The 17,021-nt window shown below is 39.1% G+C and carries 16 protein-coding genes; 10 read left to right on the plus strand and 6 right to left on the minus strand.

Annotated features, from left to right (window positions below; translation table 11 throughout):
- Positions 1-6: 6 nt before the first annotated feature.
- Positions 7-651 carry a cupin domain-containing protein gene (locus Q0A08_RS10765; RefSeq protein ID WP_438467117.1) on the minus strand — a complete coding sequence of 215 codons (645 nt, stop codon included), beginning with the start codon at positions 649-651 and terminating at the stop codon, positions 7-9.
- Positions 652-930: 279 nt separating this feature from the next.
- Between Q0A08_RS10765 and Q0A08_RS10770 the strand changes: the two genes are divergently transcribed.
- Positions 931-3,825, plus strand: a complete 2,895-nt coding sequence (locus tag Q0A08_RS10770) for a bifunctional diguanylate cyclase/phosphodiesterase (protein ID WP_438467119.1) — start codon at positions 931-933, stop codon at positions 3,823-3,825.
- A gap of 149 nt (positions 3,826-3,974) precedes the next feature.
- Here Q0A08_RS10770 and Q0A08_RS10775 read toward each other — a convergent pair whose 3' ends face one another.
- The 5 genes from Q0A08_RS10775 to hpaE all read right to left on the minus strand — a co-directional run bounded on the left by Q0A08_RS10775 (position 3,975) and on the right by hpaE (position 8,890).
- Positions 3,975-5,303: a TRAP transporter large permease gene (locus Q0A08_RS10775; protein ID WP_438467121.1), complete on the minus strand. Its 1,329-nt coding sequence runs from the start codon at positions 5,301-5,303 to the stop codon at positions 3,975-3,977.
- Between the two features lie 10 nt (positions 5,304-5,313).
- Entirely contained in the window at positions 5,314-5,838 is a 525-nt protein-coding gene (locus Q0A08_RS10780) for a TRAP transporter small permease (protein WP_438467123.1), read from the minus strand.
- Positions 5,839-5,847: 9 nt separating this feature from the next.
- Positions 5,848-6,876: a TRAP transporter substrate-binding protein gene (locus Q0A08_RS10785; RefSeq protein ID WP_438467125.1), complete on the minus strand. Its 1,029-nt coding sequence runs from the start codon at positions 6,874-6,876 to the stop codon at positions 5,848-5,850.
- A gap of 100 nt (positions 6,877-6,976) precedes the next feature.
- Positions 6,977-7,357: a 5-carboxymethyl-2-hydroxymuconate Delta-isomerase gene (locus tag Q0A08_RS10790; RefSeq protein WP_438467127.1), complete on the minus strand. Its 381-nt coding sequence runs from the start codon at positions 7,355-7,357 to the stop codon at positions 6,977-6,979.
- Between the two features lie 81 nt (positions 7,358-7,438).
- Entirely contained in the window at positions 7,439-8,890 is a 1,452-nt protein-coding gene (gene hpaE, locus Q0A08_RS10795) for a 5-carboxymethyl-2-hydroxymuconate semialdehyde dehydrogenase (protein WP_438467129.1), read from the minus strand.
- Between the two features lie 296 nt (positions 8,891-9,186).
- Between hpaE and Q0A08_RS10800 the strand changes: the two genes are divergently transcribed.
- From Q0A08_RS10800 to Q0A08_RS10840, 9 genes are all read left to right on the plus strand, one after another.
- On the plus strand, positions 9,187-9,948 hold the full coding sequence (locus tag Q0A08_RS10800; protein WP_438467131.1) for a helix-turn-helix transcriptional regulator: 762 nt from the start codon (positions 9,187-9,189) through the stop codon (positions 9,946-9,948).
- Between the two features lie 153 nt (positions 9,949-10,101).
- Positions 10,102-10,848: a fumarylacetoacetate hydrolase family protein gene (locus Q0A08_RS10805; protein ID WP_438467133.1), complete on the plus strand. Its 747-nt coding sequence runs from the start codon at positions 10,102-10,104 to the stop codon at positions 10,846-10,848.
- A complete protein-coding gene (locus tag Q0A08_RS10810) occupies positions 10,848-11,615 on the plus strand; it encodes a fumarylacetoacetate hydrolase family protein (RefSeq protein WP_046015235.1) in 768 nt (255 codons plus the stop codon). The genes Q0A08_RS10805 and Q0A08_RS10810 overlap by 1 nt, the downstream gene beginning before the upstream one ends.
- 9 nt (positions 11,616-11,624) lie before the next feature.
- Positions 11,625-12,428, plus strand: coding sequence for a 2-oxo-hept-4-ene-1,7-dioate hydratase (gene hpaH / locus Q0A08_RS10815; RefSeq protein WP_438467135.1), 804 nt, complete (start codon positions 11,625-11,627; stop codon positions 12,426-12,428).
- Between the two features lie 9 nt (positions 12,429-12,437).
- Positions 12,438-13,247 carry a 4-hydroxy-2-oxoheptanedioate aldolase gene (gene hpaI / locus Q0A08_RS10820; protein WP_438467137.1) on the plus strand — a complete coding sequence of 270 codons (810 nt, stop codon included), beginning with the start codon at positions 12,438-12,440 and terminating at the stop codon, positions 13,245-13,247.
- Positions 13,248-13,305: 58 nt separating this feature from the next.
- The gene (hpaA, locus tag Q0A08_RS10825) at positions 13,306-14,211 is read left to right on the plus strand and encodes a 4-hydroxyphenylacetate catabolism regulatory protein HpaA (protein ID WP_438467139.1); all 906 of its coding nucleotides are present in this window, start codon (positions 13,306-13,308) and stop codon (positions 14,209-14,211) included.
- A gap of 212 nt (positions 14,212-14,423) precedes the next feature.
- Entirely contained in the window at positions 14,424-15,287 is an 864-nt protein-coding gene (gene hpaD / locus Q0A08_RS10830) for a 3,4-dihydroxyphenylacetate 2,3-dioxygenase (RefSeq protein ID WP_438467141.1), read from the plus strand.
- A gap of 16 nt (positions 15,288-15,303) precedes the next feature.
- Positions 15,304-15,744 carry a GlcG/HbpS family heme-binding protein gene (locus Q0A08_RS10835; protein ID WP_438467143.1) on the plus strand — a complete coding sequence of 147 codons (441 nt, stop codon included), beginning with the start codon at positions 15,304-15,306 and terminating at the stop codon, positions 15,742-15,744.
- Between the two features lie 9 nt (positions 15,745-15,753).
- Complete coding sequence (locus Q0A08_RS10840; RefSeq protein ID WP_438467145.1) at positions 15,754-16,932, plus strand: Bcr/CflA family multidrug efflux MFS transporter; 1,179 nt, start codon at positions 15,754-15,756, stop codon at positions 16,930-16,932.
- The last annotated feature ends 89 nt before the right edge of the window (positions 16,933-17,021 follow it).

Below are 17,021 nucleotides of genomic sequence, written 5' to 3' on the forward strand. Positions count from 1 at the left end.
CAAATATTAAAAATGACCTATTTTACATAAAAGAATAGCGCTGGCTTCTATATTCAAAAGGTCAGCTTTAAAGTCATGACACCTAAACCAAGACTCTTCGTTTAGCATATTATGCTGATAGCTTAGTTTACCTTTTAACATAAGAATTTCGATCGATTTATTTCCTTCCGTTTTTTCATATAAACGAGATAAATCAGACGTTTGCGTTAATTTAATCCAGTAAACACTTTCTTTTTCATGTACGTGTAAAAGATGAAAATTTATCTCGCTTTGTAGAAATGCATTGGTATCAATAAATACCTGCTCTCTATCATTCACATCAAATTGGTGTAATTTAACAAAAAGCTCGCAGCCACTTTCGCTATGTGGCGCGTGGGATGTACCAGGAGGGTTTCGAAAATAAGATCCAGCATGATAATCGCCAGATTCATCGGAGAAGGTACCTCTAATCACAAAGATCTCTTCTCCTCCTGGGTGGGGGTGGGACCGGAAAAAAGAACCCGCTTCATACTTCACAATACTTGTTGCATGACCTCTTTCAGCCTCTTCTCGTGCTAACGGCTTACGCCAAACACCAGCCATTGGACTTGCTTGCCAATCAAGATTCTTACTATCGATAAGAACTTCTTTTAGAAAGTCCATATTTAACATGACAACGTCTCCGAAGCAGTTCTGGATTACACCTTAAATTAGTTTCAAATAAGCAAGGGATAAGCCAGACAATCGTTATAATTTTATTCTTATTATTGGCTTTATGATTTAAATCAACAAAGCGATTAAATGCAAACAACTCATCACGAAGATAAGGTAGAGTTATACCTGCTCTAAAATCCATCAGCTAATAAGGTCGATTAATCTAACTAAATTATCGAGTATCAAACCGAATCAGCGCCCAACTTAAACCATTGATTAGTTTTCTACGAGTGAAGAATGACGCTACTTCCCCCTTCTCAAATTCCTTTAAAGCAAACATTTGCCGTACTGTTTGTCGTTATCAGTACCATGTCTTGCATTATGGGTTATCTCATTATTAGAGAAGGTAATATTAGCGAAGAGCAGAGAACAAAATTAGTTGGTCAACTCATCACCCAACAAGAGCAAAAAATAAATTCCGATGGTTTAAAAATTGTTGAAAATTTAAACAACTTTAGTTTACAGACAATACCCTATCTTAAGGCAGAATCAAAACTTCAAGTTGATAAGGCCCATGCAATTGCACGCTCCCTCCACCATAATTTACAACCCTTATTAGCAGATAAAGAGATTAAACTAGCGATTAAAGAAGCCTTGCGAGAGATACGCTTTTTTTCTGGTAGAGGCTATCTATTTATTGATGAAATGGATGGTACCTCTGTTTTACTTCCAACTTTTCCCTCTCTAGAAGGTAAGTCCCTTTATAGTCAAGTTGATGATAAAGGGGTCATCCACATACGTAATATTATTAAGGCGACTCAAAACGAGAATAAACAAGGTTACTATCAATACCGCTGGTATGCGCCAAACAGCAAAGAAGAAATGCAAGATAAAATCAGCTTTATGCGTCAATTTGAACCTTATAATTGGGTGATAGGCACAGGCGATTATATGCAACAAGTGGAAACTGACTTCCAGCAAAAAGCGATCAATCAGTTATCCTCATTAGAAATACAAAAAAACAGTTTTTTTATTATTTTCGACAATGAAGGCAAGTTTATTTACCAAGCTCAAGGCTTGTCGGAAGAGTTCGCAGAAAAATTACAAGAAGCAAGTTCAGCAAAACGTTTCATCACTCAAATAGAAAATAGATTAGAAACCAATTTTGCTAATAATGATTTAAATATCACCAAGGGAAACAATACTTTCTCTTTCACTAGCACAATCAATCATTGGGGCTGGACAATAGTAGGCGGCTATAACAATAAGAACATTTTATTCGCTGCTGAATCCCAATTAGATATGCTCAAGACAAGCCAACAAAAAAGCATGCAGACCCTCTTATTTGAGTTTTCACTGCTTACCAGTCTCTCCCTCGTAATCGCTTTAGGGGTGGCCTTATGGCTGAGGAACGCTTTCGTAAACTATCATAATCATAGCCAAAAACAGCATGAGTTATTATTAAAAAACAAGTCGGAGTTAGAACTTGCTGCTAGGGTGTTTGATAGCACCTCTGAAGGCATAATGATTACAAATGAGTTTAATCAAATCATTACCTGCAACTCTTCTTTTTGCCGCATAACTGGCTATGAAAAAGAAGAGATCATAGGGCTAACACCGAACACGTTTGCTTCAGGACTCACAGACCCAGAGATTTACAGTGATATGTGGCATTCAATCACAACGAAAGGTCTGTGGCAGGGAGAAGTAATCAATCAACATAAGAAAGGCCACCTTTTTCCAGAATGGTTATCTATCAATGTTTATAAAGACCAATCAGGAAAAACAATTAACTATATTGGCAGCATAGTTGATATCAGCAAGCGAAAGCAGGCAGAGAATACCCTTCAGCATCTTGCGGACTATGACTCTTTAACAGACCTACCAAATAGACGTTTTTTCAAAGAACAAATTGATCACATTATTGATGTTGATAAACAAAGAAAGCCAACTGAACCTATTAATAAGTTTGCTCTACTCTTTTTAGACCTCGATTACTTTAAGTTTATCAATGACAGTCTTGGACATAGTGCAGGAGATAAAGTACTCAGAATCATCGCAGAAAGATTGCTTGAGCATAAGGATGAAAACACTATAGTCAGTCGACTTGGTGGTGATGAGTTTGTCATTGTTTTACAGGATATTTCCTCTGAGCAAGCGGTTAGAAATTTCTGCAAAGACTTGATGCTAAGTATCGAAAAGCCAATGGATGTGCTTGGCCGTTCTCTTATTGTCACCCCGAGTATCGGCGCGACGCTTTATCCTAAAGACGGTAACCGTACCAATATTTTACTGAAAAACGCCGATGCAGCTCTCTATCGAGCAAAAGAGCAAGGTCGTAATAATGTGCAATTTTTTACTACAAATCTAAATAGAGACGCGCTGAAAAGATTGTCATTAGAAAACGATTTACGCCGTGCTTTGAAGAAAAAGCAATTTGAAATTTATTACCAACCACAGGTCGATTTAAATAATAAACAGGTCATAGGTTGTGAAGCTCTAATACGTTGGCACCACCCAACTAAGGGTTTTGTATCTCCTATCGATTTTATCCCATTGGCGGAAGAAACTGGCATGATCAATGAGATAGGCGAATGGGTACTATTTGAAGCTTGTAAACAAGCCGCTAGATGGAGTGAGGAGTATAAACGCCCTATCGATATGGCCATTAACCTATCCGCTAGACAGTTCAATGATAAGTTAGTTGCTACCGTGATTAAGGCACTAAAACAAAGCAAACTCCCTAGTCACTGCTTAACCCTAGAAATCACTGAAAGCATATTGGTTCAAGATCCAGAACAAGTAATAGGCACTCTATCTCAACTACGTCAGTTAGGTATTAAGATTGCACTTGATGACTTTGGCACTGGTTTCTCAAGCCTGTCTTACTTAAAGCGCTTCCCTCTGGATAAGCTTAAAATTGATAGAGCGTTCGTTAAAGACCTTCCTAATGATAGTGACGATAGTGCCATCATTGCGTCAGTCTTAGCTGTTGCTGAGCATTTTAACCTGACAACCATTGCTGAAGGGATTGAAAATACAGACCAAGAAAGCCTACTGGAAGAGCTGAACTGCTCACAGGGACAAGGCTTTTATTATGATAAGCCTCTTACTGCTCACGCCATGGCACAAAGGTTTAAGCATGGACAACATGGTAAGCCTAACTTAATTAACAGCTATGAGGTGGTTTAAGTTGATTGAAGTATAAGCCCTGATCTGGGCTTATACTTTGATAAGATGGACAATTAAAAGTGAGTTCAATCTTAGGCTTTTATTCGCGGTTAGAGGCCTCATATCTGACAGCCTCCACTAACTTAAAAGAAGTATTCTCTTTAGCAAGATTAGCGATATAAAAGAGAAGGAAGAAAAAGAGATATACTAGAAAAGAAAGTAATCAGTGCAAGACGTATCATATCTACGGTCCAAAAAGGGGTTATTCCACGGAAGATTGTGCCTGTTGGAACACCTTTGAGTACTGCACTTAAAACAAACACATTCATCCCAACTGGCGGCGTAATTAGACTTATTTCTGTCACCACTACAACGACAATACCAAACCAGACTAAGTCAAAACCCATACTTTGCACTAGAGGATAGAATATAGGCACTGTCAGCAACAGCATGGACAAACTCTCAAATACCATTCCAAGCACAATATAGATGGCTAAAATAGCCACGATAACCATCATAGGTGACGCGTCTAAACCACTCACAAAACTTAAAAGGTCAGCAGGTAAACCCGCTCTATTAATAAAATCAGAGAAGATCAAGGCACCAATTAAAACCGAAAATAGCATAGCCGATGTTCTTAAAGTATCGCTCAAGCATAAGAACAAATCCCCAAGGTTTAAACTACGACGACTCAAGGCAATTATAAATGCGCCGCCAGCACCTATTCCGGCTGCTTCCGAGGGTGTGAAGATACCTAAATATATTCCTCCCATAACAAGTACAAAAAGCATTAATACCCCAGCTACGCCTTTTAAAGTCGCAAGCCTTTGAGGCCAAGGTAAACGCTCCCCTTGAGGACCTGCATCTGGGTTACGCCATACTGTATACCTAACAGCTAAAAGGTATAAACCAATACCCAGTAACCCAGGAATAAATCCTGCTGCAAATAATTCTCGAATACTGGTTTCAGTTAATAAGCCATACACCACCAAAATCACACTTGGAGGAATTAATATTCCCAAAGTTGAACCGGCAGCAATAGATGCAGTCGCCAAAGAGTCCGCATAAGCGTACTTTCGCATAGGTGGCATAGCAACTTTTGCCATCGTTGCGGATGTCGCTAAACTCGAGCCACATATGGCAGAGAAACCACCACAAGCGACGACTGTCGCCATAGAAAGACCACCTTTTTTGTGCCCTAAAAATGCATTTGAGGCTTGATATAAATCTAATGACAAACCCGACTTAGTCACAAAATTTCCCATTAAAATAAAAAGGGGAATCACAGATAAGCTGTAATCTTGGACTGTATCTATGACTCGGTTAGAAGCCAGAGATAGCACACTTGTCCAACGAAAACTCAATAAATTATCAAAACCTAGCCCCTGTAAAAAAGCGAAGCCAAAAAAGCCGACCAACCCCATCGCAAAAGCAATAGGAATACGCATTACCAAGATAAACACCAATAAAATGGCAAAGCCCATTAATGCCGCACTCATAACTGGCTCCTTATTTTGAAATTGGTTGAGAAGTAATAAAAAGACGGCGAATGCCAAATAGAACCAATACGGCCGCCGTTAAATAGCTCATAGTGGCAATGTATTCGATAATATGACCCACTGGGAGAGCAAGATATTCAGTCACTTCCTCGCGACGAAGTGCTCTTCCAGCTTGTACTAACATACGTTCAGCAAGCGCATAAAATGCAAACGAAATCAGAAGATAAGACACCAATGTAAAGGCTTTAATTAGCTTATTTCCTAGCACACGGTCCAAGATATCCACCACCACATGTCCTCCTTTTAAGGTAATGACAGGCATTTCGGCAAAAATCATTATCGCAATGGCAAGCTCAGTTAATTCGGTCGCGCCATTGATAGAGTTATTAAAAAAATAACGCCCAATCACATCAGCACAAGTGAGTACCATTAACGCAAAAAGAGTCGCTCCAGCAAAACACTCGAGGGTAAAAGATAGCCATTTAGCTACCCCAGTCTCATCATAATGGGTGGCTAACCAAGCATTAAGCTTCATCTTATCCCCCTACTTAGTAGAGTAACTTTGGGCCATACTTCTAAGTTCCTTTAATGCTCCTAATGCATCAACATCCTTTTTAGCAACACTGTTCAACCAAACCTGTGAAACACCTTTCGCTAAGTCATTAAAAGCAATGTTTAATTCATCATTCTGCTGCACAAAATAAATTTCTACCCCTTGCTCTTGAGCACTAGCAATACCTGCTGTATCACTCTCATCCCAGGCTTTACCAGCTAATAACGAAAGTCGCTCTCCAGATACTGAGCGAATCGCATCTTGATCTTCTTTGCTTAAATATTCCATAAATTCAGGGTTCATAATCATAGAAAAACTACCTAAATACATACCATTTGGAAAAATGGTTAGGTGCTTACTTACTTCTGAAAGGCGCAGTACTTTTTGTTCTACAGAAGGTAAAAAAGCGCCATCAACGACACCTTGTTGCATCATCTCATAGACTTTAGGAGCAGGAGCACCAACAGGAGTGACTTCAAGACGTTCTGCTAATTCACTTTGTACACCGCCGCCAATTCGAATTTTTTTACCCGTCAAACTTTCAATAGAGTCTACTTTAAAAGAAGAATGTATTTGTCCGGGTCCATGGGTAAAGAGAGCCATTAGCTCTAACCCTTCGAATTCATTCGCATCTAGGAAATATTTGTTATACACATTCCAAAGTGCATAAGAAGCCATTTCCGCATTTCCTTCCAACCCTGGTTGTTCTACTATTTGAGGTAATTTAAAACGGCCTGGCACATAACCATGATAGCCATAACTGGCATCAACAACCCCATCTTCAACTAAGTTAAACATCGTTTTAGGGTGACCCATTCCATATTCTATTTTGATACTAACTCGACCTTCTGTAGCCTCTTCAATCCATTTCCCCCAAGTTGGAATAACCACTTGATTCATTGGGTTTGTTGGAGGTAACCAGCTAGCGACTCTAAGAACAGTATCTGCAAATAAATGATTTGAAGTTAACAATACTAGCGAGATAAGACCGATACGGATATTTGATATTATTGTTTTCATTAGATTCTCCGACTTAATTAAAATAGCACTTTCTAAACATAAAGCTCAGATTTGGATAAGGGGTTTAAATGTACATTTTCATTTCTTCATATTTCGTGGATTACTTAAAGAGTGAGTGGATATTATTTTTATTAAATTTTAGAACTGGATCCAACTCAGTCATTTCAAATGAGATCTGGCAATAATCCTCTTTGGTAATTGGTTCCATCCAATCACAAAAAATTTTAAACACTTGATCAGCGACCTCTTTTTTAAGTGCCATGTCTCGGCCTGGCCCTATCTTTAAATTAAGATTGATAAAGGCAAACTCTTCTCTTCCATCTGCCACTCTATAGTCTTGGCAACGAATTGCGCGACTGCGAATGCCTCCTAAAGGAAAAGCTTGAGTCGAAACTAGATACTTATGTAATGATTCAAATAATGTTTGAAAAGCCAATTTTTCATGTAAATTTGATGAATACTCAAGGATAAAATGAGGCATAAGACTTCCTTTGATAACAGCATCTATAACTTAAAATGGGCATCAATAATTTATTCATGCCCAACTCTAATAGCTCTTGTGTTACACACCCCACTTAGGAATATGATGATCACCCATGCTTATGCAAACATTTTTAAGCTCTGAGAAAACCTCAAAACTATAAGTTCCTCCTTCGCGCCCTGTACCAGAGGACTTAATGCCGCCAAACGGTTGACGTAAGTCACGAACGTTTTGGCTATTTACAAACAACATACCAGCTTCAATTTGGCGACCGATACGGTGTACTCGTCCGTTATCACTGGTCCAAAGATAAGAAGCAAGACCATATTCGTTATCATTGGCCATCGCCAATACATCTGCCTCATCTTTAAAAGGAATTAAAACAGCAACAGGGCCGAAGATTTCTTCTTGTGCAATACGCATACTATTTTTGACATCTTTGAATACAGTCGGTCTTAAGAAGTTACCTTGGCTTAATGAACCTGAGAATTCAGTGATTCCACCAGCAATTAAACTAGCGCCTTCCTCAACCCCTAATTTTATGTAACTAGTTACCTTATCCCAGTGCTGTTTAGAGATTAAAGAACCAACCTGGGTCTGCATATCAAGAGGGTCGCCAACTTTAATGTTATTAGCTCGCTCAGCAAATTCAGCCGCAAACTTTTCATAAATACTTTCTTGTATAAATATACGCGAACCCGCAGTACAACGTTCACCATTGATAGAGAAGATACCAAATACAGCAGCATCCATAGCTCTGTCATAATCACAATCATCAAAAATCATCACTGGAGACTTACCACCCAGCTCCATAGAGAACTTCTTAAGACCGGCATTCGCTATGATGTGCTCACCTGTCTTAGTCCCCCCAGTAAAAGAAATAACATCAACATCTTTATTTTGGATTAAAGCATTACCCGTTGTAGCACCCATACCATGTACGATATTAAATACACCTGCTGGTATACCCGCTTCTAAGGCTAAATGACCTAAGAAGTCAGTGGTCATAGGAGAGAGTTCTGATTGTTTCATTACTGCTGTATTTCCAAGCGCAAGGCAAGGTGCTGTTTTCCACGTACCTGTCATGAATGGCACATTCCAAGGAGAGATAAGTGCACACACACCGACAGGTTGATGCAAGGTATAGTTCAACATTTGGTCATCCATAGGGTAAGTATGACCATTCATTTGCTTCGTCATTTCAGCAAAAAAGTAGAAGTTATTTGCCGCTCTTGGAACCAAGGCATTATGAGTTTGATAAAGCGGTAAACCCGTATCATTAGTTTCCATTAAGGCCAACTCAGTGACATTATCGGCAATTAAATCACCTAGACGAGTAATAATTTTTGAACGTTTGGCCACAGGCATACCCGCCCATGCAGGAAAAGCATCTTTTGCAGCTTGAACTGCTTCGGCCACTTGTTGATCAGATGCGTGCGCCACTTCAGCTAGTACATCCCCATTTACCGGGTTAGTTGTTTCAAATGTTTGTTTAGATTCAATCCATTTACCATTAATTAAATTTTTTATCATTTCGAGTCACTCCAAAAAAATTAAATGTGAAAAGTAAAATAGTTATTTACTTAATATATTAACTAATTTAATTTAGCGGCATACACCTTGTCAACAAACTGTTAGTAAATATATTAACTAATAACTTTTAAATTGATTTTTATAACTCTATCTACTATTTTTAATTCAGTTATAAAACTAGATAGAATAAAAATTAGATGGGGCTTCAGTGGATTGCTGGCCTGAGAAATATCTTTGTTATAAGGTGGTATGGAGGCTGAATTTTAGACTTTATTCATGATAAGAAAGATAACACTATGAAAACAAGAATTTATGACACTTTACCCGCAGTAATTATGCACATAGGACAAGTTGATTTCTATGCACATGTCGTCAAAGCATTAAGATCTATCCAACCTTTAACAGGGGTTAATGTGATTCGCTACTCAGAAAAAGAGCATCCTAGTTTTATTCATAGTGAAAAAAGCAATCATATTCAGCAACTTGATAAAATCTACTCAAATAGCGCCTATTTAGAAGACCCTGTTTACAATGCCATTCAAGGGCATGTTGAGACAGGGATATATAGCCTAGATAGGTTAGCCCCTGAAAACTTTAAGAATACTAGCTATTACACTGATTTTTATAAAAAAACGGGGTGGAAGAACGAAACTTCTTTAATCGTAAATCATGATTCTGGCAATGTCATTAGCATCAGTTTTACCCCATGTAACGACAAAGAAATTCTTGAACAAGAAATGAAACAAAGCTTTTTCAAGTCTCTGAATGCCGCTATCTATCAGCACCTTAACTCTCAACAATTAACGTTAGAGCCAAGCTCACATAACTTTGAGGCAGTTATCCCTGTTTGTAACCCTCTATATGAAGAGCATGCTCTTACTAAGCGTGAAGCCGAAATTGTCACTCTTATCCTTGATGGCAATCCATCGCCCACCATTGCTGAAAAGTGCTTTGTATCCGAGGGTACAGTGAAAAATCACAGAAAAAGTATCTATCGAAAGCTTGGTGTGAAGTCTCAATGTGAGCTCTTTCACCTATTTCTGAACAACAGCCACTAACAAAAATCAGTAACACTTCTTTTCTAATAAAATTTAGATAAAAGTGAAAACTTGAAATCCAAAAATAAATACTTAATATATTAAATACTTGACAAATAAATCTTTAAGTATAAATATAGTTAACATATTAACTAAAATGCGAGTTTATGTTTTATGTTTCATTACCGAGTGTTAAGTAACAAGGGTGTGAATGCTATTTCGAGCCCATCAGCCCTAGATCCAAATAAATATCATCTGTTACCTGCAATTACAGGCACAGTTTTAGGGGTGGCTTTGAACGATAAAGGCCTGAGAGAAAGTATGGAAACGGCTTTTAATGAAAAACCACATGTTTCACCTCCAAATACCCCCGTCTTACATATCAAAACAGATAATACTCATATTGGCTTTGGGCAAAACATTCCTGCCCCAAGTTCAGGAGAAACAATTTATGCTGGGCCCTCACTTGGTATCGTTATTGGTAAGGTTTGTAGTCGTGTGAGCGAAGAGCAAGCAGAAGATTTTATTCAAGGCTATACCTTAGTAAATGAAGTTAGCCTAGAAGAAACCTCCTTTTACCGTCCGGCAGTAAAAGCAAAATGTCGTGATGGTTTTTGCCCTATTGGCCCAGCTATTGTTGATAAAGCCCAAGTATCAGATGCAAATAAGCTAAATATTGATACTTATGTTAATGGCCAGTTAAAGCATCAAACTAACACAGATCAGCTGCACTATAACGTCGCTCAAATTATCAGCTACATCAGCAGCTTCATTAGCTTACAACCAGGTGACTTAGTTATTGCAGGAACACCTCTTCGCACAGAGCAACTTGCCTTGGCAGTAAACGATGAGGTCATGATAGAGATAGAAGGTATTGGACAGTTGAGTAATAAAGTCGTTTTTGAAGGAGAGCAAATCTAATGAAACATGGTCGAATTTTATTAAATAATGAAATTACTCAGGTTCAGGTAAACAATGATTATCAAGCTGTTCTCCCTGATGGAAACCTGATCGAAGAAGGCGATGCTCATTGGCTTCCACCTTGTGATGGCAAGATTTTTGTTCTCGGCCTTAACTATGCCGATCACGCAAGTGAACTTGCTTTCAGCGCTCCAACTGAACCATTAGTTTTTTTAAAGGGCCCGAATACCTTAATCGGACATAACCAAGAAACAGTTCGTCCTGCAAATGTTGATTACATGCATTATGAATGTGAGCTTGTCGCCGTCATAGGTAAAACAGCAAAAAATGTCAGTCAAGCCGACGCTATGGAGTACATAGGAGGTTATACCTTAGGCAATGACTATGCGATCCGAGATTACCTTGAGAACTATTATCGCCCAAATTTAAGAGTAAAAAGTCGAGATACTTGTACTCCTGTTGGCCCTTTCATTCTTGACGCTAAGGCAATAAGTGACCCGCATAATTTAGCGCTTAAAACCTATATCAATGGCGAACTAAAACAATCAGGTAGTACTAAAGATATGATTTTTAACATTCCTTACCTTGTTGAATACCTAAGTGGCATCATGACCTTATCCGCCGGCGATATGATTTTTACAGGTACTCCTGAAGGTCTTGCCGATGTTAAACCTGGTGACGAAGTCATAGTGGAAGTTGAAGGCGTAGGCCAATTGCGTAACACCATTATCAGTGAAGAAGATTATTTAAATAAGCAGGCAAAATAGGAAAAAGATATGTTATCAAAAGACATTATTCATGATTGTGCCGAGCAGTTACATCAAGCTGAAATATCGCGTAAACAAGTCCACCAGCTTTCTTTGCAATATCCGGAAATTTGTATTGAAGATGCCTATGCAATTCAAAAAGTTTGGATAGATAAAAAAATTGAAGAAGGCCGAAAAGTGATTGGTCATAAAATTGGCCTAACCTCCCGCGCAATGCAGATGTCATCCCAAATAGATGAGCCAGATTATGGTACCTTACTCGATGATATGTTGTTTCAAGATGGTGGAGAAATTCCTACCGAGAGGTTTATCGTACCAAGAATCGAAGTTGAACTCGCTTTTATTCTTGATAAGCCGCTAAGCGGTCCTAATTGCACCTTATTTGATGTTTATAACGCAACAAGTTATGTCATACCTGCTCTTGAGCTAATTGATGCTCGTAGCCAATCGATCGATCCTAGCTCAGGTCGACCTCGTAAAGTATTCGATACTATTTCTGATAACGCTGCTAATGCAGGTATTATTTTAGGCGGCCGCCCAATTAAAGTGGATGAGTTGGATCTTAGATGGGTCAGCGCTATTATGTCGAAAAATGGGGTGATTGAAGAAACAGGTGTGGCCGCTGGGGTTTTAAACCACCCTGCAAATGGGGTTGCATGGCTGGCAAATAAATTACACCCCCATGGCATTAGCCTTGAAGCCGGCCAAATTATACTCGGCGGCTCTTTTACTCGCCCTGTGGCAGCCAAGAAGGGTGACACGTTTAGTGTTGACTATGGACCACTTGGCAACATCTCTTGTCATTTTGTTTAGGAGATTAAAATGAGTGCTTCAACAAATCATTTCAAAAAGGCGTTACTACAAGAGCAAGCTTTAATTGGTCTTTGGCTAGGGTTAGCAAATAGCTATAGCGCTGAATTAATTGCGAGTGCTGGGTTTGATTGGTTATTAATAGATGCTGAGCATGCACCAAATGACCAACAAGAAATGCTCTCTCAATTACAAGCCATAGCTGCATATAACACTAGCCCTATCATTCGACCCGTTTGGCCTGATGCTGTTCGTATTAAGCAAATTTTGGATTTAGGGGCACAAACTATTTTGGCACCTATGATAGAAACGGCAGAGCAAGCCATCGATGTAGTCAAAGCAAGTCGTTACCCACCTGCTGGGATTCGTGGTGTTGGTAGTGCTTTAGCACGTGCCTCTCAATTTAACCGGACACCTAATTACCTTCAAACAGCAAATGAAGAAATTTGTGTTCTGATTCAAATAGAAACCCTTAAAGGTGTTGAGAGTTTATCAGACATCTTAGCGGTAGAAGGTGTTGACGGGGTTTTTATTGGCCCAGCGGATTTAAGCGCTGCCATGGGACATATTGGTAATCCAACTCACCCTGATGTTCAAAAAGTAATAGAAGAGTCAATCTGCTTAATTAAAAATGCGGGTAAAGCTGCTGGTATTTTAATGGCAGACAAGACCTTGGCCAAAAAGTATATAGAGTTAGGAGCCAAGTTTGTTGCGGTAGGCAGTGATACTGGTTTATTGATGAAATCAAGCGGTGATTTAGTTAGCAGTTTTAAACAAACAGCTAAAACATCAGCCACAGAAACACCTGTGAGCATATACTAAAGATTGGAACTAGCCTTGTAGCCCATGACATCATGGGCTTTTTTTAAAAGTGGTTAATATGACTAATGATGATTGGATTCCCAATATTGATATAGGTAATGACTACGATAAAAAGTACCTCAACGCCAATATCCATTTAGATAAACTTACCCATTTGGCTGACCACTTTGGTCGAGATATGCCTATCCATTTACATGCTCAATATCTACAAATTCATGTTATTAATGAAGGAGAAACACACTTTCATTTGGAAGAGAAGGTTTATCATGTATCAGGCCGAGCTTGTTTCTTAACGCCTGCATCAACCCCTCATGCTATTTTAACAGATGACAATGCCCAAGGTTCAGTCATCACAATCCATAACTCGTTAGTTTGGAATCTAATACAAGATTGCCAGATCCAGGAAGGTTACCGAGATAGCATTCCTGCTATGTGCATTGAAGAAAGCCAGATCCCACATGAACAACAAGCTCACTGGTCGGCTTTTCTAGCAACATTGCAGCTAATACAAAATGAGTGGGATCAGGACTCAGATGATAAAATGCTGGCTCTAGAAACCTTAATTCGCTTACTCCTTATCCACTTAAAACGTATTTCGGCAACCAAGGCTAAAACCTCTACCTCAAACTTTGAAGAGATAAGAATATTTCGAAATTTTTGTAATTTAATTGAGCAAAATTACACTCTACATGAACCACTCACCCAATACTGCGAAGCATTAAATATCAGTGAAAGTCGGCTTAATAACATTTGCCAGAGAGTATCGAGTACACCACCTAAAAAGCTGATAAATCATCGCCTAATAAAAGAAAGTGAGCGATTACTTACCCATACAAATAAGAGTATGAGTCAAATTTGCTATCATCTAGGCTTCCAAGACCCGTCCTATTTTTCACGATTTTTTAGGAAATATCGGGGCATCAACCCAAAACTGTTCCGTTACAATTTAAATCAAAACAATTAGAGGAGCGGTTGTTAGCGTTATTTTTGGCAGCTCAGCAGAAAGAAAAGTAATGCTTTTTCATAACTAGCACTGAGGTCATAAAAAACCCTCTTTCAAACATTTTTGTACCAGCTTTAATGATTGACTTTGTTATTGAAGACACATAAATTATTAACATGTTAACTATTTTTTTAAATCCGCATTCAGCAATCAACTTTTTTAGGAGCCAGTTTATGGGTGAGCTTAGTATTGCAGCCAAAATTACACATGTCCCAACCATGTTAATGTCAGAACAACCAGGAAGACTTGAAGGCTGTCGTCAACCTGCGATAGATGGGCATAAAGAGATTGTTCGTCGTGCTCGTGAAGCTGGTGTCGACACTGTCGTTGTACTTGATACCCATTGGCTTGTGAATGCAGGTTTTCATATAAACAGTAATGAGCACTTTGAAGGTGTTTATACCAGTCATGAGTTTCCCCATTTTATTCAGAACATGGGTTATCAATATAAAGGGAATGGCGCGTTAGGCGATGCCATTGCAGAAAAAGCGACGGCTAAAGGGGTCTTTACCCTTTCCCATAAAGTTGAAACCTTAACGTTAGAATACGGCACTTTAGTCCCTATGCACTTTATGAATAAAGAAGCGGACCTCAAAATAGTTTCAGTTGCAGCTTGGGGTACAGTACATAGTATTGAAGATTCGCGTCAGCTAGGGGAAGCCATTCGTGAAGCAATCGAAGAGTCAGACAGTAAAGTTATGCTACTGGCATCAGGCTCGCTCTCTCACCGTATTTGGGATAACGATAAATACGAAGCAAATAACGGTACCTTTACCATTTCTAAAGAGTTTAACCGACAAGTAGATTTAAGAGCAGTTGAACTACTGGAAAAAGGGGATATCAGCACCTTTTTAGCCATGCTACCTGATTATGCAAACCTATGTAGTGGTGAAGGAGGAATGCATGATACAGCCATGCTATTTGGCGCACTTGGTTGGGAAAAATACCAAGGAAAAGGCGAAATAATCACGCCCTATTTCCCAAGCTCAGGAACAGGTCAAATTAATATGGTTTTTCCTGTTTTACCCCTAGATTAAGTGCCGACTCATCAATATGAATGCGCTTATCCAACATCAAGCATTAAGTTACCAGACGGCCATGTCTTTGGCCGCTCTTGTAGCTGACTATGCTGAACAAGAAAACTTACATATTTGCATCAGCATCCTTTGCCCAAAAGGTGCGATGCTGGTAAGCCTAAATATGAACAAGGCTCCTCTTCATAGTGCAAAAATAGCATTAGATAAAGCCTATACTAGCGCCAGCTTTGGATTAGCAAGCCATAGCTGGAAACAAAAACTTGCCAGCCAAACAGAAACCTTGAATGCCCTTTCCTTACAACCAAAATTTACATCTTTGGGAGGAGGTTTTCCGTTGATATATCAAGGAGAAGTCATTGCTGCAATTGGTGTCTCAGGTGCCAGTGAAAAAGAGGACATGCAATGTGCGCAAATAGCGATAAATGCTCTTAGCAGTCTGCTTGAAGCAAGGTTATAAAGCACACCTATGACGCTATCCCCCCGTTACCTTATTATTTTATTAGCTAGCCTGGTTGCCTTTGGCCCCTTGTCTATTGATATGTATCTGCCTAGCCTGCCTTTGATTGCAACTAGCTTAAACGCTATAGAATCTGATGTACAAAAGAGCATTACGGTATTCTTGTTTGGCCTGTTTCTAGGCATGCTTTTATACGGCCCTCTATCGGATAAATATGGCCGTAAACCTCCTTTATTAATTGGTATTGGCCTTTATTTTCTGGCAAGTTTTGGCTGCGCTATGGCTCAAGATATTGATCAGTTACTCATTTGGCGATTTATTCAAGCACTAGGAGGCGGTGCAGCCTCTGTGCTCGCTCGAGCAATCGTAAGAGATATTTTTGCGGCCAAGGATACCGCTAGAATCTTGTCCCTAATGCATCTAGTGACTATGGTTGCGACACTTATAGCCCCTTTATTAGGGGGATACCTTATTCTCTTTTTAGGTTGGCGCATTATTTTCATCTTACTCATGCTGCTTGCTTGCATCTGTTTTTTCTTTGTTCAAACAAAAATTCAGGAATCCCGACCAGAAACACTTGATACACCAAGCGTAAAAAGCGCTTTTAACAGCTATTTCCTGATTTTAAAACAGCCAACAGCCTTGTGTTTAATACTCTGCAATGCTTTTTCATTCAGTGGTATGTTTGCTTATATAACAGGCTCTTCGTTTGTATATATTCAATATTATGGTACGTCAGCCCAAACCTACGCTTGGTTATTCAGCTTAAATATTGCAGGAATATTTATCATGACATTAGCGAATGCCAAACGGTTAAAGCACGATACCTCAAAAGCCCTACTATCTTATGCAAGCCATTTAAGTGGCTTAAGTGGTGTCGCTATTATTGTTAGTTATTGGCTCTTTGATCAATTAACTACAATGGTACTTTTTACCTTTTTGTATATCAGTGTTACTGGCGTCATTGCAGCGAACTCAACCGCCAATTTACTCAACCTTTTTGCCAAACAAGCAGGTGCAGCTGCAGGTTTAGCCGTCGCGATACAATTTGGATTAGGTGCTATTGCTAGCTTTTTTGTTGGTTTTTTCTTTGATGCTAGCCCTAAAGCCATGGTTTTAATCATGTCACTGTGTGGTTTATCTGGCCTCTTCTTTCTAAAACTCAGCCAAAAGAACCACAGTACATAAATTCGTTGCCAAACAGAAAAGTACCCGTTTTCCTCAGAAAACTACATTCAAACCCAACGCCTTTTTTTTAATAATTGAACCAAGACTTC

It is taken from the genome of Marinomonas sp. PE14-40, from assembly GCF_051623805.1.
Classification (GTDB): domain Bacteria; phylum Pseudomonadota; class Gammaproteobacteria; order Pseudomonadales; family Marinomonadaceae; genus Marinomonas.